At 72.7% G+C, this 26,149-nt stretch carries 24 protein-coding genes; 10 read left to right on the top strand and 14 right to left on the bottom strand.

The features are described 5' to 3' along the window. From ACFZDC_RS18345 to ACFZDC_RS18330, 4 genes are read right to left on the bottom strand one after another with little or no spacing between them, the layout of a single operon-like run. On the bottom strand, nt 1–1,230 hold the full coding sequence (locus tag ACFZDC_RS18345; RefSeq protein ID WP_391324930.1) for a haloacid dehalogenase-like hydrolase: 1,230 nt from the start codon (nt 1,228–1,230) through the stop codon (nt 1–3). 26 nt (nt 1,231–1,256) lie between these two features. Further along, nucleotides 1,257–2,039, bottom strand: coding sequence for a 3-oxoacyl-ACP reductase (locus ACFZDC_RS18340; RefSeq protein WP_391324928.1), 783 nt, complete (start codon nt 2,037–2,039; stop codon nt 1,257–1,259). Next, nucleotides 2,036–3,409, bottom strand: a complete 1,374-nt coding sequence (locus tag ACFZDC_RS18335; protein ID WP_391324927.1) for an aldehyde dehydrogenase family protein — start codon at nt 3,407–3,409, stop codon at nt 2,036–2,038. The genes ACFZDC_RS18340 and ACFZDC_RS18335 overlap by 4 nt, the downstream gene beginning before the upstream one ends. Nucleotides 3,410–3,420: 11 nt before the next feature. Further along, nucleotides 3,421–4,785, bottom strand: coding sequence for a glutamine synthetase family protein (locus ACFZDC_RS18330; RefSeq protein ID WP_391324925.1), 1,365 nt, complete (start codon nt 4,783–4,785; stop codon nt 3,421–3,423). A 95-nt stretch (nt 4,786–4,880) separates the two neighbouring features. Between ACFZDC_RS18330 and ACFZDC_RS18325 the strand changes: the two genes are divergently transcribed. Both ACFZDC_RS18325 and ACFZDC_RS18320 read left to right on the top strand, forming a co-directional pair. Next, nucleotides 4,881–5,633: an FCD domain-containing protein gene (locus tag ACFZDC_RS18325; protein ID WP_391324923.1), complete on the top strand. Its 753-nt coding sequence runs from the start codon at nt 4,881–4,883 to the stop codon at nt 5,631–5,633. Nucleotides 5,634–5,685: 52 nt separating this feature from the next. Further along, nucleotides 5,686–6,372, top strand: coding sequence for a gamma-glutamyl-gamma-aminobutyrate hydrolase family protein (locus tag ACFZDC_RS18320; protein WP_391324921.1), 687 nt, complete (start codon nt 5,686–5,688; stop codon nt 6,370–6,372). 6 nt (nt 6,373–6,378) lie between these two features. Here ACFZDC_RS18320 and ACFZDC_RS18315 read toward each other — a convergent pair whose 3' ends face one another. Beyond that, nucleotides 6,379–7,308, bottom strand: coding sequence for a LysR substrate-binding domain-containing protein (locus ACFZDC_RS18315; RefSeq protein WP_391324920.1), 930 nt, complete (start codon nt 7,306–7,308; stop codon nt 6,379–6,381). 70 nt (nt 7,309–7,378) lie between these two features. Between ACFZDC_RS18315 and ACFZDC_RS18310 the strand changes: the two genes are divergently transcribed. Beyond that, nucleotides 7,379–8,536 carry a TDT family transporter gene (locus ACFZDC_RS18310; RefSeq protein ID WP_391324918.1) on the top strand — a complete coding sequence of 386 codons (1,158 nt, stop codon included), beginning with the start codon at nt 7,379–7,381 and terminating at the stop codon, nt 8,534–8,536. On the opposite strand, the gene ACFZDC_RS18305 is transcribed toward ACFZDC_RS18310, so the two are convergent. The 3 genes from ACFZDC_RS18305 to ACFZDC_RS18295 all read right to left on the bottom strand — a co-directional run bounded on the left by ACFZDC_RS18305 (nt 8,448) and on the right by ACFZDC_RS18295 (nt 10,355). Continuing rightward, nucleotides 8,448–9,167, bottom strand: coding sequence for a helical backbone metal receptor (locus ACFZDC_RS18305; RefSeq protein ID WP_391324917.1), 720 nt, complete (start codon nt 9,165–9,167; stop codon nt 8,448–8,450). The genes ACFZDC_RS18310 and ACFZDC_RS18305 overlap by 89 nt on opposite strands. Nucleotide 9,168: 1 nt before the next feature. Next, entirely contained in the window at nt 9,169–9,741 is a 573-nt protein-coding gene (locus tag ACFZDC_RS18300; protein ID WP_391324915.1) for a helix-turn-helix domain-containing protein, read from the bottom strand. A 389-nt stretch (nt 9,742–10,130) separates the two neighbouring features. Further along, nucleotides 10,131–10,355 carry a hypothetical protein gene (locus tag ACFZDC_RS18295; RefSeq protein WP_391325114.1) on the bottom strand — a complete coding sequence of 75 codons (225 nt, stop codon included), beginning with the start codon at nt 10,353–10,355 and terminating at the stop codon, nt 10,131–10,133. A 9-nt stretch (nt 10,356–10,364) separates the two neighbouring features. On the opposite strand from ACFZDC_RS18295, the gene ACFZDC_RS18290 reads away from it, so the two are divergent. From ACFZDC_RS18290 to ACFZDC_RS18275, 4 genes are all read left to right on the top strand, one after another. Then, nucleotides 10,365–11,291 (top strand): 5'-3' exonuclease H3TH domain-containing protein, encoded by a 927-nt coding sequence (locus tag ACFZDC_RS18290; protein WP_391324913.1) that lies wholly within the window; start codon nt 10,365–10,367, stop codon nt 11,289–11,291. A 106-nt stretch (nt 11,292–11,397) separates the two neighbouring features. Beyond that, nucleotides 11,398–12,246, top strand: coding sequence for a siderophore-interacting protein (locus tag ACFZDC_RS18285; RefSeq protein ID WP_391324911.1), 849 nt, complete (start codon nt 11,398–11,400; stop codon nt 12,244–12,246). 222 nt (nt 12,247–12,468) lie between these two features. Continuing rightward, nucleotides 12,469–13,992: an amino acid permease gene (locus ACFZDC_RS18280; protein WP_391324909.1), complete on the top strand. Its 1,524-nt coding sequence runs from the start codon at nt 12,469–12,471 to the stop codon at nt 13,990–13,992. A 44-nt stretch (nt 13,993–14,036) separates the two neighbouring features. Beyond that, the gene (locus ACFZDC_RS18275) at nt 14,037–14,990 is read left to right on the top strand and encodes a pseudouridine synthase (RefSeq protein WP_391324907.1); all 954 of its coding nucleotides are present in this window, start codon (nt 14,037–14,039) and stop codon (nt 14,988–14,990) included. 468 nt (nt 14,991–15,458) lie between these two features. Here ACFZDC_RS18275 and ACFZDC_RS18270 read toward each other — a convergent pair whose 3' ends face one another. From ACFZDC_RS18270 to ACFZDC_RS18245, 6 genes are all read right to left on the bottom strand, one after another. Beyond that, nucleotides 15,459–16,943 carry a cytochrome P450 gene (locus ACFZDC_RS18270; RefSeq protein ID WP_391324905.1) on the bottom strand — a complete coding sequence of 495 codons (1,485 nt, stop codon included), beginning with the start codon at nt 16,941–16,943 and terminating at the stop codon, nt 15,459–15,461. Nucleotides 16,944–16,986: 43 nt separating this feature from the next. Beyond that, nucleotides 16,987–17,607, bottom strand: coding sequence for an ATP/GTP-binding protein (locus tag ACFZDC_RS18265; protein ID WP_391324903.1), 621 nt, complete (start codon nt 17,605–17,607; stop codon nt 16,987–16,989). After that, a complete protein-coding gene (locus ACFZDC_RS18260; RefSeq protein WP_391324901.1) occupies nt 17,588–18,004 on the bottom strand; it encodes a DUF742 domain-containing protein in 417 nt (138 codons plus the stop codon). The genes ACFZDC_RS18265 and ACFZDC_RS18260 overlap by 20 nt, the downstream gene beginning before the upstream one ends. After that, nucleotides 18,001–18,405 (bottom strand): roadblock/LC7 domain-containing protein, encoded by a 405-nt coding sequence (locus ACFZDC_RS18255; RefSeq protein ID WP_391324899.1) that lies wholly within the window; start codon nt 18,403–18,405, stop codon nt 18,001–18,003. Before ACFZDC_RS18255 ends, ACFZDC_RS18260 begins: the two co-directional genes overlap by 4 nt. After that, entirely contained in the window at nt 18,402–20,069 is a 1,668-nt protein-coding gene (locus tag ACFZDC_RS18250; protein ID WP_391324897.1) for an ATP-binding protein, read from the bottom strand. The genes ACFZDC_RS18255 and ACFZDC_RS18250 overlap by 4 nt, the downstream gene beginning before the upstream one ends. Nucleotides 20,070–20,381: 312 nt before the next feature. After that, a complete protein-coding gene (locus ACFZDC_RS18245) occupies nt 20,382–21,017 on the bottom strand; it encodes a TetR family transcriptional regulator (protein ID WP_391324895.1) in 636 nt (211 codons plus the stop codon). Nucleotides 21,018–21,201: 184 nt separating this feature from the next. Here ACFZDC_RS18245 and ACFZDC_RS18240 point away from each other — a divergent pair, with 184 nt between their 5' ends. The 3 genes from ACFZDC_RS18240 to ACFZDC_RS18230 are packed head-to-tail and all read left to right on the top strand — an operon-like array spanning nt 21,202 to nt 26,140. Further along, a complete protein-coding gene (locus tag ACFZDC_RS18240) occupies nt 21,202–22,026 on the top strand; it encodes an urea amidolyase associated protein UAAP1 (RefSeq protein WP_391324893.1) in 825 nt (274 codons plus the stop codon). Then, a complete protein-coding gene (locus ACFZDC_RS18235; protein WP_391324892.1) occupies nt 22,023–22,628 on the top strand; it encodes an urea amidolyase associated protein UAAP2 in 606 nt (201 codons plus the stop codon). The genes ACFZDC_RS18240 and ACFZDC_RS18235 overlap by 4 nt, the downstream gene beginning before the upstream one ends. Continuing rightward, nucleotides 22,625–26,140 carry a 5-oxoprolinase/urea amidolyase family protein gene (locus tag ACFZDC_RS18230; RefSeq protein WP_391324890.1) on the top strand — a complete coding sequence of 1,172 codons (3,516 nt, stop codon included), beginning with the start codon at nt 22,625–22,627 and terminating at the stop codon, nt 26,138–26,140. Before ACFZDC_RS18235 ends, ACFZDC_RS18230 begins: the two co-directional genes overlap by 4 nt. The last annotated feature ends 9 nt before the right edge of the window (nt 26,141–26,149 follow it).

Genomic DNA, 26,149 nt, shown 5'->3' with positions numbered 1-26,149 from the left:
TCAGTGGATGGCGTCCGCCTGGTCCGGCACCACCGAGCCGTCGGCGCGCCGGAGCGGTTCGTGTGTGCCGTCCGGGGCGGTGTAGGCGGTGATCGCGCACGGGTACGGTTGCGGCCTGCGCGGCAGTGGGGCGATGAACATCGGCTCGATCAGCCATCGGCCGTCGGCGTCGTCGTAGGCCCGGCACATCAGCTCCGGCTTGTTGCGGTTGATCACGAGGTGGGCGCCGGTGGCGTCGCCGACGAAGGTTACGTCGGTGTCGGCGTCGCCGGCCGCGATCGCCGGCCGGTCCCTCCAGGGCCGCTTCCGCCAGGCGGCGGCGCCCCGGACGCGGTACACCTCCTGGTTGATCCAGCAGCGTTTACCGTCGATGTACGGGATGACCGCTCCCCGGGACGCCGGAACGTCCCCGCAGCCCTCGTTGCGCGGGGTGATGCGGCCCCGGCCGTCCAGCACCGAGCGGATGGCGATGGTGTGGGCGGCGTCGACGCCCACGGCCCGGGACCACACCTCGGTGATGGGCTCGGCGCCGGCCGAGACGACGTAGACCCGGAATCCGGCCCGCCGCAGGGTGCGCATCAGGTCGCGCTGCTGGTCGTAGTAACGGACGTAGGCGGGGACCGTGCGGGTGCCGAGGGTGCGGGTGGCGCCGACCGGGGCGGCCAGCGCCTCGCGGCGGGCGGCGCGGGCGTAGGAGGCGAGTTCGGCGGGGGTGCGGCCCGCGAAGAGCTGCGGGACCCAGGCGTACTGCGGGACCGTGCGCCGGTGGTTCCAGGCCCCCGCGAAGGCGGGGGCGCCGCCGGTCGTGGTGCCGTTCTCACGGATCTGCACGATCTCGTCCGTGCAGCGGGGCTCGGCTGAGGTCCGCAGGGGTGCGCCCGCGCCGGTGCCGCAGGCTGCCGCAAGGGCCCGGTCGGCGATGTCGGTCAGCCAGGCGCTGGTGTCCTTCCAGCGGGCAGGGCGGAGCAGTCGGTCGTGGCGCAGGGCCCAGGAGAGGGTGGCGTCGGTGACGTCGTTCTTGGTGACCGTGTTGTCCCAGTCGAACGCGGCGACCGCACCCGTGCGTCCGGAGCAGATGCCGTAGGTGTCGACGACGTGCTGGAGACGGGCACGGTGGTCGCCGTGCCAACTGCCGCTCAGGCGCGGGCAGTCGTGTGCGGTCACCGGTGCGGTGGGGGCGGCCGCCAGGACGGCGGCCGCTGCCAGGGTCCACGCGAAATGCTGTCGCATATGACGGGGACCGTACACCTTTGTCCTTACAGGGGTGTGACGTACGCGCCCGAGATTCCGCCGTCCACCAGGAAGTCGGTGGCGTTGACGAAGGAGGCATCGTCACTGGCCAGGAAGGCCACGGCGGCGGCGATCTCCTCCGCCTCGGCGAACCGGCCGACCGGGATGTGGACGAGCCTGCGGGCGGCCCGCTCGGGGTCCTTGGCGAACAGCTCCTGCAGCAAGGGGGTGTTGACCGGGCCGGGGCACAGGGCGTTCACCCGGATGCCCTCACGGGCGAACTGCACACCCAGTTCGCGGGACATGGCGAGTACGCCGCCCTTGGACGCAGTGTAGGAGATCTGCGAGGTGGCCGCGCCCATCCGGGCCACGAAGGACGCCGTGTTGATGATGGAGCCCCTGCCCTGACGGCGCATGTAGGGGATGGCGGCCTTGCAGCACAGGTAGACGGAGGTGAGGTTGACCTCCTGGACGCGCTTCCAGGCCTCCAGGCCGGTCTCCAGGATGGAGTCGTCGTCGGGCGGGGAGATACCGGCGTTGTTGAAGGCGACGTCGACGCTGCCATAAGTGTCGTGGGCCGTCTTGAACAGCGCCTCGACCTGCTCGGGGTCGGTGACGTCGACCCGCACGAAGAGTCCGCCGACCTCGTCGGCGGCGGCCTTGCCGGCGGTCTCGTCGATGTCGCCGCAGACCACGTGGGCGCCCTCGGCGGCGAGGCGGCGGGCGGTGGCGAGGCCGATGCCGCTGCCGGCTCCTGTGACGACGGCGGTACGGCCGGCCAGGCGGCGGCAAACGATGGAGTCGGTCACTGTGCGGGGCCCTCCGTGCTGATGAAGACGTTCTTGGTTTCGGTGAAGGCGGTCAGGGCGTCGGGGCCGAGCTCGCGGCCGAGACCGGAGTGTTTGAAGCCCCCGAACGGGGTCCAGTACCGGACGCTGGAGTGGGAGTTGACGGACAGGTTGCCCGCGCGGACGGCCTGGGAGACGCGCAGGGCGCGCCCGACGTCCCGGGTCCAGATGGAGCCGGACAAGCCATAGGGGGTGTCGTTGGCGAGGCGGATCGCGTCCTCCTCGTCGGTGAAGGGGAGCAGGACGGCCACGGGTCCGAAGATCTCCTCGCGGGCCGCCGGGCTGTCGTGCCGCTCTCCGGTGAGGACAGTGGGCGGGAACCAGAAGCCGGGGCCGTCGGGGGCGTCGCCGCGCAGGGCCGGTGCGCCCTCGGGTACGCAGGACCGTACGCGGTCGAGTTGCTGACGGGAGATCAGCGGGCCCATCCGGGTCTTCTCGTCGGCCGGGTCGCCCACCACGACGGCGGCCAGGGCGTCGGCGAGGAAGTCGCGGGCCTCCTCGTACACCGGCTCCTGGACCAGGATGCGGGTGCGGGCGCAGCAGTCCTGGCCGGAGTTGTCCAGGAAGGAGAAGGGGTCCAGGGCGGCCTCCAGGGCGGCGTCGGCGAAGACCACGTTGGGGCTCTTGCCGCCGAGTTCCAGGGTGACCGGCTTGACGAGGCGGGCGCAGCGCTCCATGACTTCGCGGCCGGTGCGGGTGGAGCCCGTGAACACGATCTTGGCGACGTCGGGGTGGTCGACCAGGGCGCGGCCCGCGGTGTGGCCGTAGCCGGGAAGCACCTGGAAGAGATGCTCGGGCAGACCCGCCTCCAGGGCGAGTTCGGCCAGGCGCAGGGCGGTGAGCGGGGTGGTCTCGGCGGGCTTGAGGACGACCGCGTTGCCGGCCGCGAGGGCCGGGAAGGAGCCCCAGGCGGCGATGGGCATCGGGAAGTTCCAGGGTGCGATCACACCGATGACGCCCAGGGGTTCGTGGAAGGTGACGTTCCAGCCGCCGGGGGCCGGGATCTGCCTGCCGAGGAGGCGTTCGGCACCGCCGGCCGCGTAGAGCAGCAGGTCACGGGCGTTACCTGCCTCCCAGCGGGCGTTGCCGACGGTGTGGCCGGCCTCGCGCACCTCCAGCTGCGCCAGTTCCTCGAGGTGGGCGTCGACCACGTCGGCGAAGCGGCGGAGCAGGCGGGCGCGGTCGGCGGGCGGGAGTGCGGCCCACCGCGGCTGGGCGCGCGAGGCCTGTACGACGGCGGCGTCCACGTCGGCCGCGTCGGCGGCGGGGACGGTGGCGACGACCTCCTCGGTGGCGGGGTTGAGGACCTTCAGCTCGTGCGGGTCGGACACGTGATGACCTTTCACAGGCGTTCGAAGGAGCGGCGCAGCTCCCAGTCGGTGACCGCGGCGTCGAAGGCCGCCAGCTCGACGCGTGCCATGTTGTGGTAGTGCGCGACGACCTCGTCGCCGAAGGCCGCCTTGGCGAGCGGACTGTTCTCCCAGAGTTCGGCGGCCTCGCGCAGCGTGGTCGGGACGTGCTCGAAGTCGGCGGTGTAGGCGTTGCCGGGACAGGGCTCGGGCAGTTCCAGCTTCTGCTCGACGCCGTACAGGCCTGCCGCGACGAGTCCGGCGACGGCGAGGTACGGGTTGACGTCGCCGCCGGGGAGGCGGTTCTCGAAGCGCAGGGAGCGGCCGTGGCCGACCACGCGGAGGGCGCAGGTGCGGTTGTCGTGGCCCCAGGCGACGGCGGTGGGGGCGAAGGAGCCGGGCTGGAACCGCTTGTAGGAGTTGATGTTGGGGGCGTAGAGGAGGGAGAAGTCGCGCAGGGCGGCCAGCTGTCCGGCCAGGAAGTGGCGCATCACCTCCGACATGCCCCCTTCCGGCTCGCCCGCCATGGCGTTGTTGCCGTCGGCGTCCGCGAGCGAGAGGTGGATGTGGCAGGAGTTGCCCTCACGCTCGTTGTACTTCGCCATGAAGGTGATCGAGACGCCCTCCTGGGCGGCGATCTCCTTGGCGCCGGTCTTGTAGAGGGCGTGCTGGTCGCAGGTGACGAGGGCCTCGTCGTAGCGGAAGGCGATCTCGTGTTGGCCGGGGTTGCACTCGCCCTTGGCGGACTCCACGGTGAGACCGGCTCCGGCCATGTCGTTGCGCAGGCGGCGCAGCAGGGGCTCGATGCGTCCGGTGCCGAGGACGGAGTAGTCGATGTTGTACTGGTTGGCCGGGGTCAGGCCCCGGTAGTTCGCGTCCCAGGCCTGCTCGTAGCTGTCCTTGAAGACGATGAACTCCAGCTCGGTGCCGACCCGGGCCGTGTAGCCGAGTTCGGCGAGCCTGTCGAGCTGGCGGCGCAGGATCTGGCGCGGGGCGGCGACGACCGGGGAGCCGTCGTTCCAGGCGAGGTCGGCGACGAGCAGGGCGGTGCCGGGGTGCCAGGGGATGCGGCGCAGCGTGGACAGGTCGGGGTGCATGGCGAAGTCGCCGTAGCCGCGGTCCCAGGAGGACATCGCGTAGCCGTCGACCGTGTTCATCTCGGTGTCGACGGCGAGCAGGTAGTTGCAGCCCTCGGTGCCGTGCTGCAGGACCTCGTCGAGGAAGAAGCGGGCGGCGAACCGCTTGCCCTGGAGCCGCCCTTGCATGTCGGGGAAGGCCAGGACGACAGTGTCGATCTCACCGCCGGCGACGAGGGTGTGCAGTTCCTCGACGCTCAGCGGGGGTGTGCGGTTGGCCACTGGAGAGCCTCCTTCGGCTTCTGCGCGTGTTGCGGCGGGGCCGGGAACCATAAGGTATTGCCGAGGACCATTGCTTGGGAAGGGGGTACGGCCGGATGCCGCAGGGGACGGATGCGCAGGGGGTGCCTGCACAGGGGGTGGGCGACCGGCTCGCTCCGGTGCTGCGGCCGGTGCGGGCGGGCAACGGCTTCGAGGAGGCGCTGCAGCAGATCCTGCAGGTCGTTCGCCTCGGCCTGGTGCCGGGCGGCGAGCGGCTGCCCGCCGAGCGGGGGCTGGCCGAGCGGCTCGGGATCAGCCGGGTGACGCTGCGCGAGGTGCTGAAGGTGCTGCAGGACCAGGGCCTGGTGGAGTCGCGGCGCGGACGGTACGGCGGAACGTTCGTGCTGCCGCGCGCGGACGCGGGCGGCGAGGACGAGCTGCGGCGGCGGATCGCCGAGATCGACATCGAGGACGTGCTGCGCTTCCGCGAGGTGCTGGAGGTCGGGGCGGCGGGCCTGTGCGCGGCCCACGGGCTGACGCAGGAGCAGGCCGACCGGTTGCGGGAGGCGCTGGACCGCACCCATGAGGCTCCGCTCGCGGACTACCGGCGGCTGGACACGCTGCTGCACCTGACACTGGCCGAGCTGTGCGGTTCGCCGTCGCTCACCGCGCAGTACGTGGCAGTCCGGGCGACCGTCAACGATCTGCTGGACTGCATCCCGCTGCTGGTCCGCAACCTGGAGCACTCGCAGCGTCAGCACACCGCCCTGGTGGAGGCGGTGCTGGACGGGGACGCGGAGGGGGCACGGGAGATGATGCGGGAGCACTGTGCGGGTACGGCGGCGCTGCTGCGGGGGTTCCTGACCTGAGTCCGCTCTGCAAAGGTATGCGCATGGACCTTTGGATCGCTGGGAGGGCGGCGTGAGCGTACGACCGCTGATCGGTGTGAGCACGTATCTGGAGCCCGGTGCGCGCTGGGGCGTGTGGGAGCTGGAGGCGGCACTGCTGCCGGCCGCGTATCCCCGGCTGGTGCAGCGGGCCGGGGGGCTGGCGGCCATGCTGCCGCCGGACTCTCCGGAGCACGCTGCGGCCGCGGTGGCCCGGCTGGACGGGCTGGTGATCGCCGGCGGCCCGGACGTCGATCCGTCGCGGTACGGGGGCGAGCGGTCTCCTCGTACGGGTCCGCCCGCGCCGGAGCGGGACGCCTGGGAGCTGGCCCTGATCGGGGCGGCACTGGCCGGGGGTGTGCCGCTGCTGGGGATCTGCCGGGGCATGCAGCTGCTGAACGTGGCTCTCGGGGGCACGCTCGTACAGCATCTGGACGGGCACGCGGAGGTGGTCGGCGCGTTCGGCGGTCATCCGGTGAAGCCGGTGCCGGGGACGTTGTACGCCGGGATCGTCCCCGAGGAGCTGACGGTGCCGACCTATCACCATCAGGCGGTGGAGCGGCTCGGGGAGAGGCTGGTGCCGTCCGCCTACGCGGCGGACGGGACCGTGGAGGCGGTCGAGTTGCCGCCGGGGCAGGGCTGGGTGCTGGGCGTGCAGTGGCATCCGGAGATGGGGGAGGACTCGCGGGTCATGCGGGCGCTGGTGCGGGCCGCGTCCTGAACCGGCTCACCCCCTCGTCAGCGACAGCAATTCCCGCGCCGGGCCCGTCGGCCGGTGCCCCGTCGGCCACACCGCCCGCAGGTCCCGGCGCAGCGACACGCCCTCCACCGGGATGCTCACCAGGCGCCGCATCGCCAGCTCCTCCCCCACCGCCAGTTCGCTCAGCACCGAGGGGCCCGCGCCGCTGACCGCGGACGCCTTCACCGCCGTGGTCGAGGAGAGCTCGATCAGGGGGCGGGCCAGACCGCCCAGGGCCGTGTCCAGGACCTGGCGGGTGCCGGAGCCGCGCTCGCGGAGGATGAGGGGGGTCGCCGCCAGTTCCTCCGGCGTCACAGGGCGCCGGCGGCGGGCCCAGGGGTGGCCGGGGGCCGTGACGACGATCAGGCGGTCGCGGGCGATCACCGTGGAGTCCAGGCCCGCCGGGACCGTGAGGCCCTCCACGAAACCCAGGTCCGCCTCGTCGGCCAGCAGGAGTTCCGCGACCTTCGCCGAGTTCCCCGCGAGCAGGGACACCGCCGTGTCGGGGCGCTCGGCGTGCAGGGCGAGGAGCCAGCCGGGGAGCAGGTACTCCGCGATGGTCATGCTCGCCGCGACCCGCAGCCGGGAGTCCCGCCGGTCGCGCAGGGCCCGCGCGCCCGCGTCGAAGGCCGCCGCCGCCTCCACGACCCGGCGGGCCCAGTCCGTCACCAGGGCGCCCGCGTCCGTGAGCCGGGAGCCGCGGGGAGAGCGGTCCACCAGGGCGACGCCCAGCTGCCGTTCCATGGAGCGGATGCGGCTGCTGGCGGCCGGCTGGGTGATGCCGACCTCCCGCGCCGCCGCCCCGAGACTGCCCAGCCGCGCCACGGCCAGCAGGAGTTCCAGCGCGCCGAGGTCCGGCACCCGGTGGGCCAGCGAGCCACCGGAACCGCCGTCATCGGCCGCGTACTCGTCGCTCATAAGACCAGCTTATGCCCTCATAGACGCGAACTCCCTGGTCTGCGCAGGCCGGCGGCGGGACCGTGAAGCCGTGATCACCGCAGCCCTTTCCCGGCCCGTCCCCCGGTACGCCCGCGTCCGGCACCTCGGCCCCCATTGGTACGCCTGCGTGATGGGCACCTGCGTCGTCGGCACGGCCGGCGCCGCGCTCCCCGTGCGCATGGGCGGACTGCGCGAGGTCTGCACGGCCGTCTGGGCGCTGTCCCTCGTCCTGCTGGTGACCCTGCTGTGCGCCCGCGCCCGGCACTGGACCCACCACCGCGACCAGGCCCGCGCCCACCTCCTCGACCCGGGTATGGCCCCCTTCTACGGCTGCCTGTCCATGGCCCTGCTGGCGGTGGGCGGCGGCGCCGTGACCGTCGGCCGGGACTGGCTCGGCACCGGTGCGGCCATCGCGCTCGACGTGGTGCTGTTCGCGGCCGGCACGGCGGTCGGGCTCGCGGCCGCCGTGGCCGTGCCGTACCTGATGGCCGTGCACCATCGCGTCCGGGCCGCCGAGGCCACCCCGGTCTGGCTGCTGCCGCTCGTCGCGCCAATGGTCTCGGCCGCGCTCGGTCCGCTGCTGGTGCCGCACCTGCCGCCGGGGCAGCCCCGGGAGACCCTGCTGCTGGCGTGCCTCACGCTGTTCGGGCTGAGCCTGCTGGCAACGCTGCTGATGCTGCCGCTGGTGTTCGCCCGGGTGATCACCTCCGGCCCGCTGCCGCTCGCGCTCACCCCGTCCCTGTTCCTGGTCCTCGGCCCGCTCGGCCAGTCCACCACCGCCGTCGGTCTGATCGCGGACATGGCCGACGGGGTCGTACCGGCGCCGTACGAGCGCGGGCTCGGTGTGTTCGCCGTGCTGTACGGGGTGCCGGTCATGGGGTTCGCGCTGCTGTGGCTGTGCCTCGCGACCGCACACGTGGTGCGGGCCCGGCGCCGGGGCATGGGCTTCTCGCCGACCTGGTGGGCGTTCACCTTCCCGGTGGGCACCTGTGTCACCGGCGCCGCCACCCTCGCCCGGCACACCGGGCTGGCGGTGTACGACGGGCTGGCCGTCGGGCTGTACGGCCTCCTCGTCGCCGCCTGGTCGGCGGCGGCCGCCGGGACCGTACGCGGCCTGTTCAGCGGTGAGCTGCTCGCAGGGCCTCGGCCAGCACCCGTGGCGCTTCCGCCAGTGAGGGGCCGTACCAGGTCAGATGCCGTCCGCTGACAAGGGCGCAGGGCAGGCCGGGAAAGGCTTCGGGGCCGTCGTCGGCGGTGAAGCGGTAGGGCTCGTCGGGGAGGACGACGAGTTCCGGGGCCGCCGCCCTCAGCTCGTCGAGAGGGACGCGCGGGTAGCGTTCGGGGTGGGTGGCGTACAGGTGGTGCACCCCCAGGCGGGCCAGGACGTCGCCCGCGAAGGTGTCGCGGCCCAGGACCATCCAGGGCCGGCGCCAGATCGGTACGACCGCCGTCGTAGCGCTCGAGGGCTCGGGCAGCCTGGTCCAGGCGGCCTCCGCCTCGTCCAGCCAGCCGGGCCGTGCCGTCGCGCCGCACACGTTCAGCACCCGCTCCAGCTCCCGGAAGGCCTGGGGCACGGTGCGCACCTCGGTGACCAGCACCTCCGGGCCCGCCGCGCGCAGCGCGTCCAGGTCGGGCGCGCGGTTCTCCTCCTCGTTGGCGATCACCAGGTCGGGGGCGAGGGCGAGGATGCGGTCCATCGCGGGGTTCTTGGTGCCGCCGACGCGGGTCACGTCGAGGCCGGGCGGATGACTGCACCAGTCGGTGGCACCGACCAGCACCCCGGGCACGGACACGGCCACCGCCTCCGTCAGGGACGGTACGAGGGAGACGACCCGCACCCTAACGGGACCGGTCCTGAAACGCCTCGATGTGCTCGGCGACCGCCACCACGACGATCCGGGTGTCCGGGACCGTGGCCCGCCAGCGATGGCGGACCCCGCCGGTCAGGTACAGGGTGTCGCCGCGGCCGAGGCGGTAGGCGCGGCCCTCGGCCTCGATCTCGACGGCGCCGTCGGCGACGTACATCAGCTCGTCGTTGCGGTGCTGGAACTCGCGGCCGGCGTCGTGGTCGCCGGTGAACTCGGAGGCGTGCAGCTGGTGGTGGCCGCGCACCAGGGAGCGGGTGCGGGGGGTGAAGTCGCCCTCGGCGGTGGGCTCGGCGCGGACGACGTCCACACTGGCCGCCGGGTCCGCGGCGGCGAGGAGTTCCACGGCCGTCGTGCGCAGGGCGTCGGCCAGCTTCTCCAGGGAGGTGTGGCTGGGCCGGGCCTTGTCGTTCTCGACCTGGCTGAGGAAGGGCACCGAGAGACCGGTGCGCTCGGCCACGACGGCGAGGGTGAGTTCCAGCGCACGGCGGCGCCGCCGGACGGCCGCGCCGACCCGCACGGGCTGTTGCTCTTTGTGGTCGCCCATCGCGCCGGCTCCCTCGTTCACTCGTCGTGCCGCCGACCGGGTCCCCACCGCCGGGCACACCTCTGATGAGTTCTCTGCACCCTACGCATGTTCGGCAAACCGTTTCACGCGCCCGTCACATCACTGACATGCCGGTGGGCCCGCACCCTCACGGTTCGCGCCAGCGGGGCGGCTGCCCTGCGGGTCGGGTCTCTCCTGGTTCAAGGCCGAAAAGGGCGTTCGTGTTCCCGGCCCGGCAGGGCCCATGGCGCTCCGTGGTTGGCCGGATCCTTGCCGTGGTCGGGCGCCCGGGCACGGGGGTGCGCGGACGCCACGAGGGGCGGGCAGCGCCGCACGCCCGTGGACGTACGGCGCTGCCCGCCCGGTGGCGGCGGTCCGGGACGGTCGGGTCACCCGGCCGCCCGGCTCTTCGGCTGGGCGACCGGTGCCCACGTGTCCGCCGGGCCCGGATTGCGCTCCAGCCAGGTGCGGACGGCGTCCTGCTCCCTGCCCTTGCCGGACTTCTGGATCTGCGCCTCCAGGCCGGGGCAGACCCGCGAGTGGCCGGGCTCACGGCGATGCGCAGCACGCAACGCGTTCCGGCGCGCGAGGTCGCTGTCGGTGGCGTGCGGCATGATGCGAGCGTGACCGGACGACTCATGCTTCTCGACACCGCCTCGCTGTACTTCCGCGCCTATTTCGGCGTGCCGGACTCCGTGAGGGCGCCGGACGGCACGCCGGTGAACGCCGTGCGGGGGCTGCTGGACTTCATCGACCGCCTGGTGAAGGACCACCGGCCGCAGCAGCTGGTGGCCTGCATGGACGCCGACTGGCGGCCCCAGTGGCGGGTGGACCTGATCCCGACCTACAAGGCGCACCGGGTCGCCGAGGCGCACGAGGGCGCACCGGACGAGGAGGAGGTGCCGGACACGCTCTCCCCGCAGGTGCCGGTCATCGAGGCCGTGCTGGACGCGGTCGGCATCGCCCGGGTCGGGGTCGAGGGGTACGAGGCCGACGACGTGATCGGCACGTTCACCGCGCGCGCCGAGGGGCCGGTGGACATCGTCACCGGCGACCGTGACCTGTATCAGCTCGTCGACGACGAGCGGGAGATCCGGGTGCTGTACCCGCTCAAGGGCGTCGGCACGCTGCAGCTGACCGACGAGGCCGCGCTCCGCGAGAAGTATGGGGTCGACGGCCGGGGGTACGCGGATCTGGCGCTGCTGCGCGGCGACCCGAGCGACGGCCTGCCGGGCGTGGCCGGCATCGGCGAGAAGACGGCCGCCAAGCTGCTCGCCGAGTTCGGCGACCTGGCCGGGATCATGGCGGCGGTCGACGACCCGAGGGCGAAGCTCACGCCGTCGCAGCGCAAGCGGCTGACCGAGGCCCGGCCGTACGTCGCGGTCGCGCCGAAGGTGGTGCGGGTGGCCGGCGACGTCCCCCTGCCGGACGTGGACACCAGGCTGCCCCGTACCCCGCGCGATCCGGCGGGACTTGAGGCGCTGGCGGCCCGCTGGGGGCTGGGCGGCTCCCTGCAACGGCTGCTGACGACACTCGAGTCGTCAGCCTGACCGGAATATTCCGGCAAAGGGCGCTCATCGAGCCCTCATGGAAGACCTGTTCACCGGAAAGAGATGCTAACTTAGGTAACCCTAACCAATGCAGCAGGAGGCCGTGATGGCAGAGCGCCCGGGACGAAAGCCGCGCAAGGCCCATACCGCCCAGGTGGTGCGCACCGAGCGGTTGACGCCGCGCATGCAGCGCGTGGTGCTCGGTGGCGAGGGTCTCACCGGTTTCGCCGCGGACACCTGCACCGACCACTATGTGAAGCTGCTGTTCGGCCCCGAGGGCGTGACCTACCCGGAGCCCTTCGACCCGGAGCGGATCCGCGCGGAGTTCCCCCGCGAGCAGTGGCCGGTGACGCGGACGTACACGGTGCGCGCCTGGGATCCCGAGCACCGCGAGCTGACCCTGGACTTCGTGATCCACGGCGACGAGGGGCTGGCGGGGCCGTGGGCCGCGCGGGTGCAGCCCGGTGAGAGCGTCCGCTTCATGGGCCCCGGCGGCGCCTACGCGCCCGACCCGAGCGCCGACTGGCATCTGCTCGCCGGTGACGAGAGCGCTCTGCCCGCGATCGCCCGTGCCCTGGAGACGCTGCCCGCAGGCGCCCTGGCGCGTGCCTTCGTGGAGGTGTCGGGGCCCGAGGAGGAGCAGAAGATCGACTCCGATGTGCAGGTCGTCTGGCTGCACCGCGGGAAGCGTCCGGTGGGCGAGGCCCTGCTGGAGGCCGTGCGGGGGCTGGAGTTCCCGGAGGGCCGGCTGCACGCGTTCGTGCACGGCGAGGCCGGCTTCGTGAAGGAGCTGCGCCGGCTGCTCCGGGTCGAGCTGCAGATCCCGCGCGAGGTCCTGTCCATCTCCGGCTACTGGCGCCTCGGCCACAACGAGGACGGCTGGCAGGCCTCCAAGCGGGAGTGGAACGCCCGTATCGAGGCCGAGCAGGAGAGCGGCGGCGCGGCGGCCGCGTGAGCCCGGGGAAGCGGCGGCACCTGCCCGGGTGCCGCCGCTTTCCCTTGCGCACCGATCCCCACGCGCCGGACTTGACCCCGTACACCCCCGCCCGAGCGGCGTTTCGGGGCGTGAGGACTTGGGCCCGCACCGGACACGACGGCGTGACGCGGTCGAAACAGGGCGTCCCTAATTTCTGTCGCCCGACAGGAATTAACTCCTCGCCCCTAGGCAGGTGCCGCCGTGCCCACGACCGACGACCGCTCCCTGGAGGAGTTCGGCTACCGCCAGGAGCTGCACCGCAGCCTGGGCCGGTACGCCTCCTTCGCCGCCGGGTTCTCCTTCATCTCCGTCCTGACGACCGTCTTCCAGTTCTTCGCCTTCGGCTTCTCCTTCGGCGGCGCGGCCTTCTTCTGGGCCTGGCCGGCCGTCCTGGTAGGCCAGCTCATGGTCGCCGCGTGCTTCGCCGAGCTGGCCGCGCGCTACCCCCTGTCCGGGGCGATCTACCAGTGGTCCTCGCGCCTGGCGACCCCGGCGTTCGGCTGGTTCGCCGGCTGGATCATGGTGGTCGGACAGATCGTGGTCGTCGCCGCGGCCGCGCTGGCCCTGCAGATGGTGCTGCCCGCCCTCTGGTCCGGTTTCCAGCTGATCGGCACCGACCCCTCCCCCGCCTCCGCCGACGGCGCCGCCAACGCGGCGGTGCTGGGCGTGGCGCTCCTCGCCCTGACCACAGCCGTGAACCTGGTGGACAACCGGGTGATGTCCATGGTCAACCGGGTCGGGGTGACCGCCGAGATCATCGGCGCAGTGCTGATCGTCGTCCTCCTCCTGACCCACTCCCGGCGCACTCCGGGCATCACCCTCCACACCACAGGCGGCGCCGAGACCGGTCTCTTCGGCGCGCTGCTGATCGGCTCGTTCACGGCTGCGTACGTGATGATCGGCTTCGACAGCGCGGGCGAGATGAGCGAGGAGACGGTGAATCCGCGCCGGACCGCCCCCCGTACGATTCTCACCGCCCTCGGCGCGGCCGGTCTGCTGGGCGGCCTCGTCGTCCTCGGCGGACTGCTCGCCGCGCCGAGCCTCACCGACGGGAAGCTGGCGGTGGACGGGCTGAGTTACGTCCTCACGAGCAGCCTGGGCGACGGGGTGGGGCGGGTGCTGCTGGCCGACGTGGTGGTGGCGATCGCCGTGGCCACGCTCGCGATCCAGACGGCGGCCTGCCGCATGCTGTTCTCCATGGCCCGCGACGGACAGCTGCCCTTCGCCCGCCGCCTCGCCAAGGTCAGCCCGCGCACCGGTATGCCCGGCGCACCCGCCCTGGCGGTCGGCGCCCTCGCGGCCGCTCTGCTCCTGCTGAACCTCGCCTCACCGGAGGCGTTCCTGGCCATCGGCACGACGTGCATCGTGATGCTGTACCTGGCGTACGCGATGGTGACGGGACCGCTGCTGATCCGCCGCCTGCGCGGACAGTTCTCCCCGACGGGCACGGACGAGACGGGCGCCGGGCTGTTCTCCCTCGGCCGCTGGGGCATCCCGGTCAACGCCCTCGCCCTCCTCTACGGCCTGGCGATGACCGCCGACCTGGCCTGGCCGCGCGCGGCGGTGTACGACCCGGTCGGCGGGCACTGGTACTTCCAGTGGTTCACCGCACTGTTCCTGCTGGTCACGCTGGTGCTCGGGGTCCTGTACCGGGCTGTGCGGGCACAGCGTGCGCGCGTGACGGTCGGCGGGACAGCCGTGGCGGTGTCCACGGAGTCGGCCTGAGGCGGCCCCGGCCCCCGCCCGCGGCGCCCGTACCCTTGACCCTGATGAGACGCCGTACCCCGCCCCCGCCCGCCCCGCTCCCCCAACGCGACGGTGTCGACCCGGTGCGGGTGCGGCTGCCGTTCGGCGGGGTGTGGGGGACCGTGCGGGAGCATCTCGTGGAGCGGCTGACGGGGGCCGGGCCCGGCGCGGTCGAGGCGATGTTCGACGCGGGGCTGGTCTTCGGGTCCGACGGGCGGGCGGTGGCACCGGACGCGCCCTACGAACCGGGGATGTTCGTGTGGTTCCACCGGGAGCTGCCCGCCGAGGTGCCGGTGCCGTTCCCGATGAAGGTCGTCCACCAGGACGCGCACATCGTCGTGGCCGACAAGCCGCACTTCCTCGCCACGACCCCGCGCGGCACGCATGTCGCCCAGACCGCGCTGGCCCGGCTCCGGCACGAGCTGGGCATCCCCACGCTGACCGCCGCACACCGGCTGGACCGCCTCACCGCAGGCCTGGTGCTGTTCACGGTCCGGCCCGAGGAGCGCGGCGCGTACCAGACGCTGTTCCGGGACCGCCGGGTCCGCAAGGAGTACGAGGCCGTCGCGCCGTACGCTCCCTCGCTCGCCCTGCCGCGGACCGTGCACAGCCGGATCGTCAAGGAGCGCGGGGTACCGGACGCACGGGAGGTCGAGGGCGAGCCGAACGCGCTGACCCGGGTGGAACTGGCCGAGCACCGGAACGGGCTGGGCCGGTACCGGCTCTTCCCCGAGACCGGGCAGACCCATCAGCTGCGGGTCCATCTGAACGCCCTGGGCGTGCCCATCCTCGGGGACCCGCTCTATCCGGAGGTGACCGCCCCCGGACCGGCCGGCGACTTCCGACGTCCGCTGCAACTGCTCGCACGTAGGCTCGAGTTCTCCGACCCGGTCACCGGGACGGAGCACACGTTCACCAGCGGGCGGACACTCCAGGCATGGTCCGCCCCGCAACGCTGGGCCGACGGCGAGCCGTAGTCACGCACCCGACCGGCAGCCGTGGCCGCGGGCCCCCTGCCAGAAGCCGTACCCGAATCACGCGACCGGCCGCTGCGAGCCCCCGGTCGGGCCCGCAACCGTCAACGCGCACCCGGCCAGGAGCGCGGCTACCGGCCACCCACAAACCACATCCACGCGGCCCGGCCAAAAGCCACTGCCCGACCGGCGCCGACCCTGGAAACCCGAACGCGGGCCAACAGCCGTGGCCGCAGGGCACCCGGCCAGAAGCCGTACCTGAATCACGCGGCCGACAGCTGCGAGCACCCACCGGCCGCAACCGTCAACACGCGCCCGGCCGGCAGTCGTAGTCACGCGACCCGGCTACGAGCCATGGCCGCCCGGCCCGGTCACGGCCCGCGGGCCGGCCGGCCCGCGGCCGTTTCCGCGGGGCCGGGCGGCAGCCGTCGGTGTGCAGGCGGCCTGCGGCGATGAGCGTGCCGTCGACGCTCAGTCGCCCCGCCACCAGCGCAGCAGGCGGTGCCAGAGGTTCCCGCGGCGAGCGGGCTCCGGTGCCGCGGGCGTGGGCTCGGGGGCGGGGGCCCGGGCGGGGGCCGGGGCGGTCGGGTGGGGTGCCGGGTCCGTGCGGAGGGTGCCGACCTGCCAGGTGGAGCGCTGGGGCGGGATGGGTGAGGGGCTGGGCGGCAGGCCCACGTCCTGCTGGGGCTTCGGTTCGAAGCGGACCGGCAGGGCCACCAGGTGCCGGGAGGCGATGGAGGACCGCCAGCGCAGGTCCTCCTCGGGGCAGTCCAGCTGGATGTCCGAGTGCCGCATCAGCAGGGCGTCCACGCCGACGTCGGCGATCGCACGGCCGATGTCCTGGCCGGGGCACTCGTGCGGACCGCCGCCGAAGGCGAGGTGGGAGCGGTTGCCCTGCATGTTCGCGGACAGGTCGGGCCGCACCCGCGGGTCGACGTTGCCCGGGGCGGGCGCGAAGAGCAGTCCGTCGCCCTTGCGGATGCGCTGGCCGCCCAGTTCGGTGTCCTGCTTGGCGAAGTAGCCGAAGACGGTGCTGAACGGCGGCTCGTCCCACAGGGACTGCTCGATCGCCTCCGGCACGGTCATCTGGCCGCCGTTGAGCTGGGCGCGGAAGCCCGGCTCGGTGAGGACCATGCGCAGCGCGTTGGCGAGCAGGTTGGCGGTGGCCTCGTAGGCCGCGAAGAGGACGAGGCGCAGGTGTTCGCGGACCTCGTCGTCGGTCAGTCCCGCGGGGTGGGTGATGAGGTGACTGGTGAAGTCGTCGTCGGGCCGGGCGCGCCGGCGGGTGGTGAGCCGGCTCAGCGCGTCCATGACGTAGGCATGGCTCTGGATGGCGGTCTCGGTGCCCTTGAGGGCGTCGCGGGCGGCCTGCACCATCCGGTCGTTGTACTCCTCGGGCATGCCGAGGATCTCGCACATGACGGCCATCGGCAGGTGCTCGGCGAACTGGGACACCAGGTCGGCCCGGCCCCGTTCGCAGAAGTTGTTGACCAGCTCCTGGGTGTAGCGGCCGATGTGGCGGCGCATGCTGCGGTGGTCGATGGTCGACATCGCGCCGGTGACCGCGGCGCGCAGCCGCTGGTGCTCGTCGCCCTCGGCGTGCGAGCAGATGGGCTGCCAGGCGATGTGCGGCATGAGCGGGTGCTCGGGCTTGACCATGCCCTCCTGCAGCGGGGTCCAGATCCGGCTGTCGCGGCAGTACTGGGAGGGGCTGCGCACCAGGTGCAGGTTCTCGGCGTGCCCGAGGACCACCCACATCGGTACGTCGTCGTGGAGCAGCACGGGCGCGACGGTGCCGTGCTCCTCCCGCAGGCGCTCGTAGAGGTCGCCGAGGTCCTCCGCGTCGGGGCCGTAGAGCCGGTGCAGTCCCCCGGGGCCGAGGCCGTGCGCCGGGCAGCCCGGCGGCGGGCCGGAGGTGGGGTCTGTGCCGGTCAGGGATTGGGGTTCAGGCGTCACTGTCGCTCCGGGACGGATGGTGTGGGGGTCGGTCGGTTGCCGGTCAGATGAGGGCGCCGGACAGGGCGAGCGAGTGCAGGAAGCGCATCAGGGTCATCAGCACGTCCCTGCTGGAGGCCCGGCGGCGCACGTCGCAGTCGAGGATCGGGATCTCCGGGGCCAGGTCCAGCGCGGTGCGCAGCTCCTCGACCGCGTAACGGGGCGCGTCCGGGAAGGAGTTGACGGCGACGACGAAGGGCACGCCGCGTTCCTCGAGGCGCCCCATGACGTCGAAGCTGACTTCCAGGCGCCGGGTGTCGACCAGGACGACCGCGCCGAGCGCGCCTTCGAACAGGCCGTTCCACAGGAACCAGAAGCGCTCCTGGCCGGGGGTGCCGAAGAGGTAGAGCACCAGCCTGTCGGTGATGCTGATGCGGCCGAAGTCCATGGCCACGGTGGTGGCCGTCTTGGAGTCGGAGCCGTAGTTGTCGTCGACCCCGATGCCGGCCTGGGTCATGGTCTCCTCGGTGGTCAGCGGTCTGATCTCGCTGACGGAGCCGACCATGGTGGTCTTGCCGACACCGAAGCCGCCCACGATCACGATCTTCACCGCGGCCTGGGCCGTGTGCGGGAGATGGTCCTCGGTACGTGGGCCGGGGACCGTGTCAGAGCCGTTGAAGTCCATGCATCACCGCTTCGAGGAGTGAACGGTCGGGGAGCGCCTGGCGGACGATCGGGGCGCGCGCCTGCACCAGTTCGGTCGTGATCAGCTCGGTGATCAGGACGGTCATCGCGCTGAACGGCAGGTTGAGGTAGGCCGAGAGCTCGGCCACGGACAGGGGGGCGGCGCAGAGCCGGAGCACTGCCGCCTCCTCCGGTGTGGCGGACGGCGGCGGGGCGGACCGGGCCACGATCAAGGTGACCAGGTCGAGTTCGGCCCGGCCGCCGTCGGCGGTGCCGGCGATGGTGTACAGCCGTTCCGGGTTCCTGGGCGTCTCCTCGCCGTCCGCCGGTTTGGGGGGTGGCGGCGGTGGGGGCGGCAGTTGTCGCGGCTGGCGCCTTTTGCGTCGCGGAGGAGTCATACGGTCTGCCCGTTCCTCCGGGGCGGACTGGTGAGGTGGGCGCCGATCCGGACGACGAGGTCGCGCATCATGCCGCTCATCCGGCCCGGTTCGCAGGTCACGTCGGCGAGCACGGCGAGGTAGGCGTTGGCGCCGGCGTTCATGAGGTAGAAGTAGCCGCCGTCGATCTCGATGACCACGAGCTTCATGTCACCGGCACCCGGGATCTCCTGGATGATGGCACCGGCCAGGCTCTGCACGCCCGCGCAGGCGGCGGCCACCCGGTCGGCGGCGTCGGGGTCGCCGCCGTAGCGGGCGATGCGCAGTCCGTCGGCGGAGAGGACCACGATCATCTCGATGCCCGGCACACCGTCGTTCAGCTGCTTGAGCATCCAGTCGAAGTTCGCTCGCTGCTGGATCACTTGAGGTTCCCCTCGTCGTCGGCCTCGGTGGCGTCGGTGGCCGTGTCCGAATCGTTGAGCAGGTGCAGATACGCGGTCGGGTTCCGCGTGAAGTCGGTCAACTCGGCCGCGGTGGCGTCCTCGGGCATGCCCTTCCTCAAGCCGTCCCAGAAGGCGTCGACCCACATGCCCGGTGGCCGGTCCATGAGCTTCTTGCGCTCGGGGTCGATCTCGGGCACGGGTTCCGGTTCGGGCTTGGCCTGCGACCAGATGGTCGGCCTGCCCTCGCGCTCGGCGCGCTCGATGGCGGCCTGTTCGGCGAGCCGCTGGCTGAGCGGGGTCTTCACCCGGCTGCGGCGCTGCGGCAGACCGCCCGGCGTCCACTCGGTGACCTCGGGGACGTCGTCCTCCATGGAGATCCCGGCGGGGATGCGGGGGCTGGTGGGGCGGCGCTTCTTGGGCGGGCGCTTCGGGCCCTCCACGGCGCCGAGTTCGGGCTGCGGCACGGCGGTGGCACCGATGCCGTGGGCGGCACCGACGCCGGGCTCGGTGGTGGTCATGACGCTCGGTACGACGAGGATCGCACGGACGCCGCCGTAGGCGGAGGCGCGCAGCGAGACCTGCATGTCGAAGGCCTTGCAGAGCCGGCCGACGACGGCGAGACCGAGGCGCGGGTTCGAGCCCAGGTTCTCCGCATCGTCGCCCGCCATGGCGTCCGTGATCGCCTTCTCGATGCGGGCGCGGGACTCCTCGCTGAGGCTGACGCCGGCGTCCTCGATCTCGATGACGAGACCGGTCTGCACCTCGGCGGCGGTGACGTGCACCTTGGTCGACGGCGGCGAGTAGCGGGTGGCGTTGTCGAGGAGCTCGGCGGCCGCGTGGATGATCGGCTCGACCGCGGTGCCCTTGATGTTGATGTTGACGATGGAGTTCAGCTCGATGCGCCGGTACTCCAGGATCCGGGACATGGCACCGCGCAGCACGCTGTACAGCGACACGGGCAGGGGCCACTGACGGCCGGGGCGGCCGCCGCCGAGCACGGAGATGGAGTCGGCGAGGCGGCCGATCAGCGAGGTGCCGTGGTCGAGGCGCAGCAGGTCGTCGAAGACCTCGGGGTTGCGGCCGTGGTCCTCCTCCATCTCGCGCAGTTCGTTGGCCTGCTGGTGGACGATGGCCTGGACGCGGCGGGCGATGCTGACGAAGGAGCGCTCGGTGGCGTCGCGCATCGAGATCTCGTGATCGGCACCGCGCAGCGCGTTGTACAGCAGGGTGCGCTGCGACTCGGGGATGTGGCGCGGTTCGGGGTCGAGGTCGATGGCCTTGCGCATCACCTCCCTGAGCGGTTCTCCGGCGCGCAGCCGACGGAGGCCGAGGGGCAGGACTTCGGTGGCGAGGCGGACGATCTCCTCGTCGTGGGCGGCGAGGCGGCGTTCCAGATACGCGGTGTGACGGGCGTGCTCGGCCTGGGCCTCGCGCAGCTTGCGTCCCCGGCGGACGGCTTCGGCGGCCGTGGCGAGGACCAGCAGCAGCGCCACGGCCCCGCACCCGCCGACGGCGATCCGGGCCGGGGCCGGCGCCAGGGCGACAGCGGCCCCGGTCGCGGCGGCCATCACTATGGCCGGCAGCAACAGCACACGCGCATAAGGACGTTCGCGGCCGCCGGGAGGCTTTTGAACACTCACCATGGATGCCTTCTGAGACGAGTCGGCTGGGTGTCGGGAGAGCTTGCGGGGGGAAGGTTCATGGAACTGGCGGGATCTTCCGGAAGTTTGGGAACAGGCGCACGAATTCACCTCAACTTGGTGCGCCGCGGGCGAGCTTAGTCCGACCGGATCATCGCCGTGTCATATTCAGCAAGCACCTGAAATAGCCCGCGCCCCAGGAGTACGCTCAGCTACATTTCCACGCTCGGCTGCCATTCGAACACGCGCCATGATGGCGCACAGGTGTACGAAAGTAACTCACCGTGATGAGTGAATGCGGCGCTCCGGCGGTCCTCAGACCCCCGCGATCCGCAGTGCCGCGTCGGCCGTGGCGCGGGCGAACTCCGCGACGGAGCGGTCCGGTTCCGAGCGGTGCACCAGGATGACACCCTCGATCAGACCGAAGACCAGATCCGTGCGCAGCTCCAGCTCGCTCTTGGCGAGCGCCCCGCCCACCGCGGTGGCGGCCAGCAACTGCCGGTAGGCGTCCTTGAGTTCCGCCCGTACGGCATGGAAGCCGGCGAACCGCTCGGTGCGCACCTCGGGCAGCAGGTAGAGCCCGCCGAGGTTGTGCGGGCCGCCGCACAGCAGCTGCACGTCGGTGCGGCACAGCTCCCACAGCCGGTCCTCGGCCGGAGCGTCGCGCTCGGCGTTCTCGGCGAGCAGCTCCCGGGCCCGGGCCAGCGAGGGCGTGACGGTGGACTCCAGCAACTCGGCGAGCAGTTCCTCCTTGCCGGAGACGTAGTGGTACATCGACGCCTGCCGCATACCGGCGCGCTCGGCGACGGCCCGGGTAGTGGTGGCCGCGTAACCGCGGGTGGTGAACAACTCGGCGGCCGCGGCGAGCAGTTCGGCGCGCGGCTCCAGGCCGCTGTCCGGCCGCTGCGCGGCCCGCGGCCGGCCGACCCGGCGACTGCTGCCCGTTCCCATGCGTTCGATCCTCGCACACCCCGCAGGACGGTCCCGCGTCCCGCACCACAACAACCGGCCCGGCCATCCCGGTGAGGGCTCGGTAACCACCCGGCAACGCACGCGCAATGCCGGGGACCCGGCCCGCCCCTAATTTCTGTCGCGCGACAGAAACTCACTTCTTCTTCCGGCGAGAGGTCCCGCGATGGCAACAGCGACCCCCTACGGAGCCCGTGCGCATGCCCGCGCCCAGGACGGCACCCGTGCCGAGGCGATGCCCGTCGTACCGGCCCGGGACTGGCCCGAGCCGCCCTGCGAGGCCGGCCGTCTGGTGTGGGCCGAGACGGTGGCGGGCGGCACCTGCACACACCGGGTGCTGGCGCGCGGCACCGAGCTGCGGCTGACCGATCCGCACGGGGACGCCTGCGCGCATCTGCTGCTGTACGTGGACGGCCGCCCCTGGGAGCGGCTGAACGCGGCCGACACGGTGAAGGTGCAGTGGAACGCCTACCTGGGTGAGGGGCGGCTGCTCCTGTCCGACCAGGGCCGGGTGCTCGCCAGTGTCGTCGCCGACACCTCCGGGCACCACGACGCGCTGTGCGGCACCTCCACCCTGGTCCGCAACACCGCGCGGTACGGCGACGGCACCCCGCAGGGCCCCTCCCCGGCCGGCCGCGAGCTGCTGAAGCTGGCTGCCGCCAAGAACGGCCTGGAGCCGCGCGACCTGCCGCCCTCCCTCTCCTTCTTCCAGGGCGTCGAGGTCCGGGACGACGGCGCGCTGGAGTTCACCGGCTCGGCCGGCCCCGGTGGCAGCGTCTCGCTCCGGGCGGAGCAGGACGTGACCGTGCTCATCGCCAACGTGCCGCATCCGGTGGACCCGCGCCCCGAGTACGTCAGCACCCCCCTGGAGGTCCTCGCCTGGCGGGCCGCGCCGACCCGGCCCGGCGACCCGCTGTGGGAGGCCACCCCCGAGGGCCGCCGTGCCTTCCTCAACACCGCCGAATTCCTCGCCTCAAGGGGGCTCGCATGAAGACCGTGGTTCCGGCCCGCGCCGCCTGGTCGTCCGTCGTCCGCGCCGGCGGCACGCTCACCCTCACCGACCTGCACGGCAACCAGGCCGTCGACTTCCTCGTCTACGACGCCCACGACACGTCCGTCCGCTACAGCGCCCCGGACACGATCCACGCGCAGGGCAACATCTTCCTGACCACCGGCAGCGTGCTGCTGTCCAACGAGCACACCCCGCTGATGTCCGTCGTCGCCGACGAGGTCGGCCGGCACGACACGGTGGGCGGTGCCTGCTCCAAGGAGTCCAACACCCTGCGCTACGGCCACCACACCTGGTCGCAGCACGCCTGCGTGGACAACTTTCTCGCGGAGGGCGCCAAGTACGGCCTGGGCAAACGGGACCTGGTCTCGAACATCAACTGGTACATGAACGTGCCGGTCGAGAAGGACGGCACGCTCGGCATCGTCGACGGCATCTCGGCGCCCGGCCTGTCCCTGACCCTGCGGGCCGAGCGGGACGTGCTCGTCCTGGTCTCCAACTGCCCCCAGATCAACAACCCGTGCAACGGCTTCGAGCCGACGGCGGTGGAGACGGAGATCCTGGAGAGCGGAGCCCGGCGATGACCTTCGACACGCTGCTGGTCGCCAACCGGGGCGAGATAGCCGTCCGGATCATCCGCACGGCCCGCGAACTGGGCCTGCGCACGGTCGCGGTGTACTCCGACCCGGACCGCTCGGCACCCCACGTCCGGCTGGCGGACGAGGCGGTGCGGCTCGGCCCGGCGCCCGCGAAGGAGTCGTACCTCGACGCGGACCTGGTGCTGAAGGCGGCCAAGGACACCGGGGCCGGCGCGATCCACCCCGGCTACGGCTTCCTGTCCGAGGACGCGGCCTTCGCCCGGCGCTGCGAGGACGCCGGGATCGTGTTCGTGGGACCGACGCCCGAGCAGCTGGAGCTGTTCGGCGCCAAGCACACGGCACGCGCCGCGGCCGAGGCGGCCGGGGTGCCGCTGGCGCCGGGGACGGGGCTGCTGGACGGCCTGCCGCAGGCCCTGCGCGAGGCCGAGCGCATCGGCTATCCGGTGATGCTGAAGGCGACCGGCGGGGGCGGCGGTATCGGCATGTCGGCGTGTCGCTCCGCCGCCGAGCTGACCGAGGCGTGGGAGCGGGTGCAGCGGGTGGCCGCCGCGTCCTTCTCCTCCGCCGGGGTGTTCCTGGAGCGGCTGGTGGAGCACGCCCGCCATGTCGAGGTGCAGGTCTTCGGCGACGGCGCCGGGAAGGTCGTCGGCTTCGGCGACCGCGACTGCTCCCTGCAGCGCCGCAACCAGAAGGTGGTCGAGGAGGCCCCGGCACCCGGACTGCCCACGCATGTGCGCCGGCAACTGACCAGGTCCGCCCGCGACTTGTGCGCCGCCGTCGGCTACCGATCCGCCGGCACGGTCGAGTTCGTGTACGACGCGGCCCGCGAGGAGGCGTACTTCCTGGAGGTCAACACCCGCCTCCAGGTGGAGCACCCGGTCACCGAGGAGGTCTACGGCGTCGATCTGGTCGCCTGGATGCTGCGCCTGGCCCGCGGCGAGACGGACGTCGTCCGCGACCCGGGCCCGCCGCGCGGCCACGCCGTCGAGGCACGCCTCTACGCCGAGGACCCCTCCCGCGGCCACCGGCCGAGCGCCGGCCTGCTGACCCGGGTGGAGTTCCCGGCCGGGGTGCGTGTCGACGGCTGGGTGGAGACCGGCACCGAGGTGACGACGTCGTACGACCCCCTGCTCGCGAAGGTCATCGCCTACGGCCCCGACCGCGCGCACGCCCTGCGCCGGCTGGACGAGGCGCTGGCCCGCACCCGCGTGGACGGCATCGAGACCAACCTCGGCCTGGTGCGGGCCGCGCTCGCCGCACCCGAGTTCCGGGCCGCCGCCCACGCCACGGCGACCCTCGCCGGCATCAGCGATCCCACCCCGCGCATCGAGGTGGTCTCCGGCGGGACGCTGACCACGGTCCAGGACTGGCCGGGCCGCACCGGACACTGGCAGGTGGGCGTGCCGCCGTGCGGACCGATGGACGACCGCTCCTTCCGCCTCGGCAACCGGGCGCTCGGCAACCCGGAGGGCGCGCCCGGACTCGAATGCACGCTCCAGGGACCGTCGTTGAGGTTCAGCCACGCCACGACGGTCTGTGTGACCGGCGCCCCGGCCCCGGTCACCGTGGACGGCACGCCTGCCGGGCAGTGGGAGCCGGTCACCGTGCCGGCGGGCGGGGTCATGGAGATCGGCGCGCCCCTCGAACACGGCCTGCGGACCTACGTCCTCTTCGCGGGCGGCGGCCTTGACGTACCTCCGTTCCTGGGCAGCGCGAGCACCTTCACGCTGGGCCGGTTCGGTGGTCACGGCGGCCGGGCGCTGCGCACCGGCGACGTGCTGCACGGCGGAGCGGTGGCCGAGGCCGAGCGCACCCCCGTGGCGGAACGCCCCGAACTCACCGGCCGGTGGCACATCGGCGCGGTCGAAGGGCCGCACGCGGCACCGGAGTTCTTCACCAAGGACGACATCCGCGACTTCTACGCGGCCGACTGGAAGGTCCACTTCAACTCGGCGCGCACGGGGGTCCGCCTCGTCGGCCCCAAGCCCCGCTGGGCCCGTGCCGACGGCGGTGAGGCGGGCCTGCACCCGTCCAACATCCACGACACCCCCTACTCGGTCGGCGCCGTCGACTACACCGGTGACATGCCGGTGCTGCTCGGCCCGGACGGTCCCTCGCTCGGCGGGTTCGTGTGCCCGGCGACCGTGCTGAGCGGCGAGCGGTGGAAGCTGGGACAACTCCGGCCGGGCGACACCGTCCGCTTCCTGCCCGTGGACGTGACGGGCGCGCCGCGCCCGGAGATCGCCGACGGCGGGGTGCTGGCCCGCGACGGGGACGTCACCTACCGTCGCAGCGGCGACGACAACCTGCTCGTCGAGTTCGGCCCGATGCAGCTGGACCTGGCGCTGCGTATGCGGGTGCACGCCCTGATGGAGGCGGTGACGGCGGCGGACCCGGCCGGGGTCAGGGACCTCACCCCGGGCATCCGCTCGCTGCAGATCCAGACGGATCCGCACGTGCTGCCCCAGCATGAGCTCCTCGCCGCGGTGCGGCGGATCACGGCGGCGCTGCCGCCCACCGCCGAACTGACCGTACCCTCCCGCACGGTCCATCTCCCACTGTCCTGGGACGACCCGGCCACCCGCGAGGCCATCGCCCGCTACATGGCGGGCGTCCGCGACGACGCCCCCTGGTGCCCGTGGAACATCGAGTTCATCCGCCGGATCAACGGCCTCGCGTCGGTCGAGGACGTGTACCGCACGGTCTTCGACGCGGAGTACCTCGTCCTCGGCCTCGGCGACGTCTACCTGGGCGCCCCGGTGGCCACCCCGCTCGACCCGCGACACCGGCTGGTGACGACGAAGTACAACCCGGCACGCACCTGGACCGCCGAGAACTCGGTCGGCATCGGCGGCGCGTACCTGTGCGTCTACGGCATGGAGGGCCCCGGCGGCTACCAGTTCGTGGGCCGTACGACCCAGGTGTGGTCGGGCTGGCAGCAGCGGGGCGCGTTCGAGCCGGGCTCGCCGTGGCTGCTGCGCTTCTTCGACCGGATCAAGTGGTACCCGGTGAACCCGGACGAACTCCTCGAACTTCGGGCCGACATCGTCTCCGGCCGGTTCGTGCCGCGCATCGAGGAGGGCACCTTCTCGCTCTCCGCGTACGAGACCTTCCTCGCCGCACACGCCGGTTCCATCGAGGAGTTCCAGGCCCGCCAGCGGGCCGCCTTCGCGGCGGAACGGGACGCCTGGGAGGCGGCGGGCGAATTCGCGCGGGCGGGCGCGGCGGCCGCACCGGCCGCACCGCCGGCCGAGATGGTGGTACCGCCGGGCGGGCGGCTGGTCGAGGCCGAGTTCGCCGCGTCCGTGTGGCAGGTGAACGTGGCCCCGGGCGAGGCGGTGACGGCGGGGCAGCCGCTGCTCGCCCTGGAGGCGATGAAGATGGAGTCCAGGGTGGCCGCACCGGCCGACGGCGTGGTGACCGAGGTCCTGGCCCGGCCCGGCGACCAGGTGGAGGCGGGGACGGCACTGCTCGTCCTGGCGCCGCCCGCGAACTGAACGAGGAGC

The organism is Streptomyces sp. NPDC007905 (assembly GCF_042959345.1).
In the GTDB taxonomy this organism is placed as follows: domain Bacteria; phylum Actinomycetota; class Actinomycetes; order Streptomycetales; family Streptomycetaceae; genus Streptomyces.
This window is presented reverse-complemented; position numbering and strand designations above follow the sequence as displayed.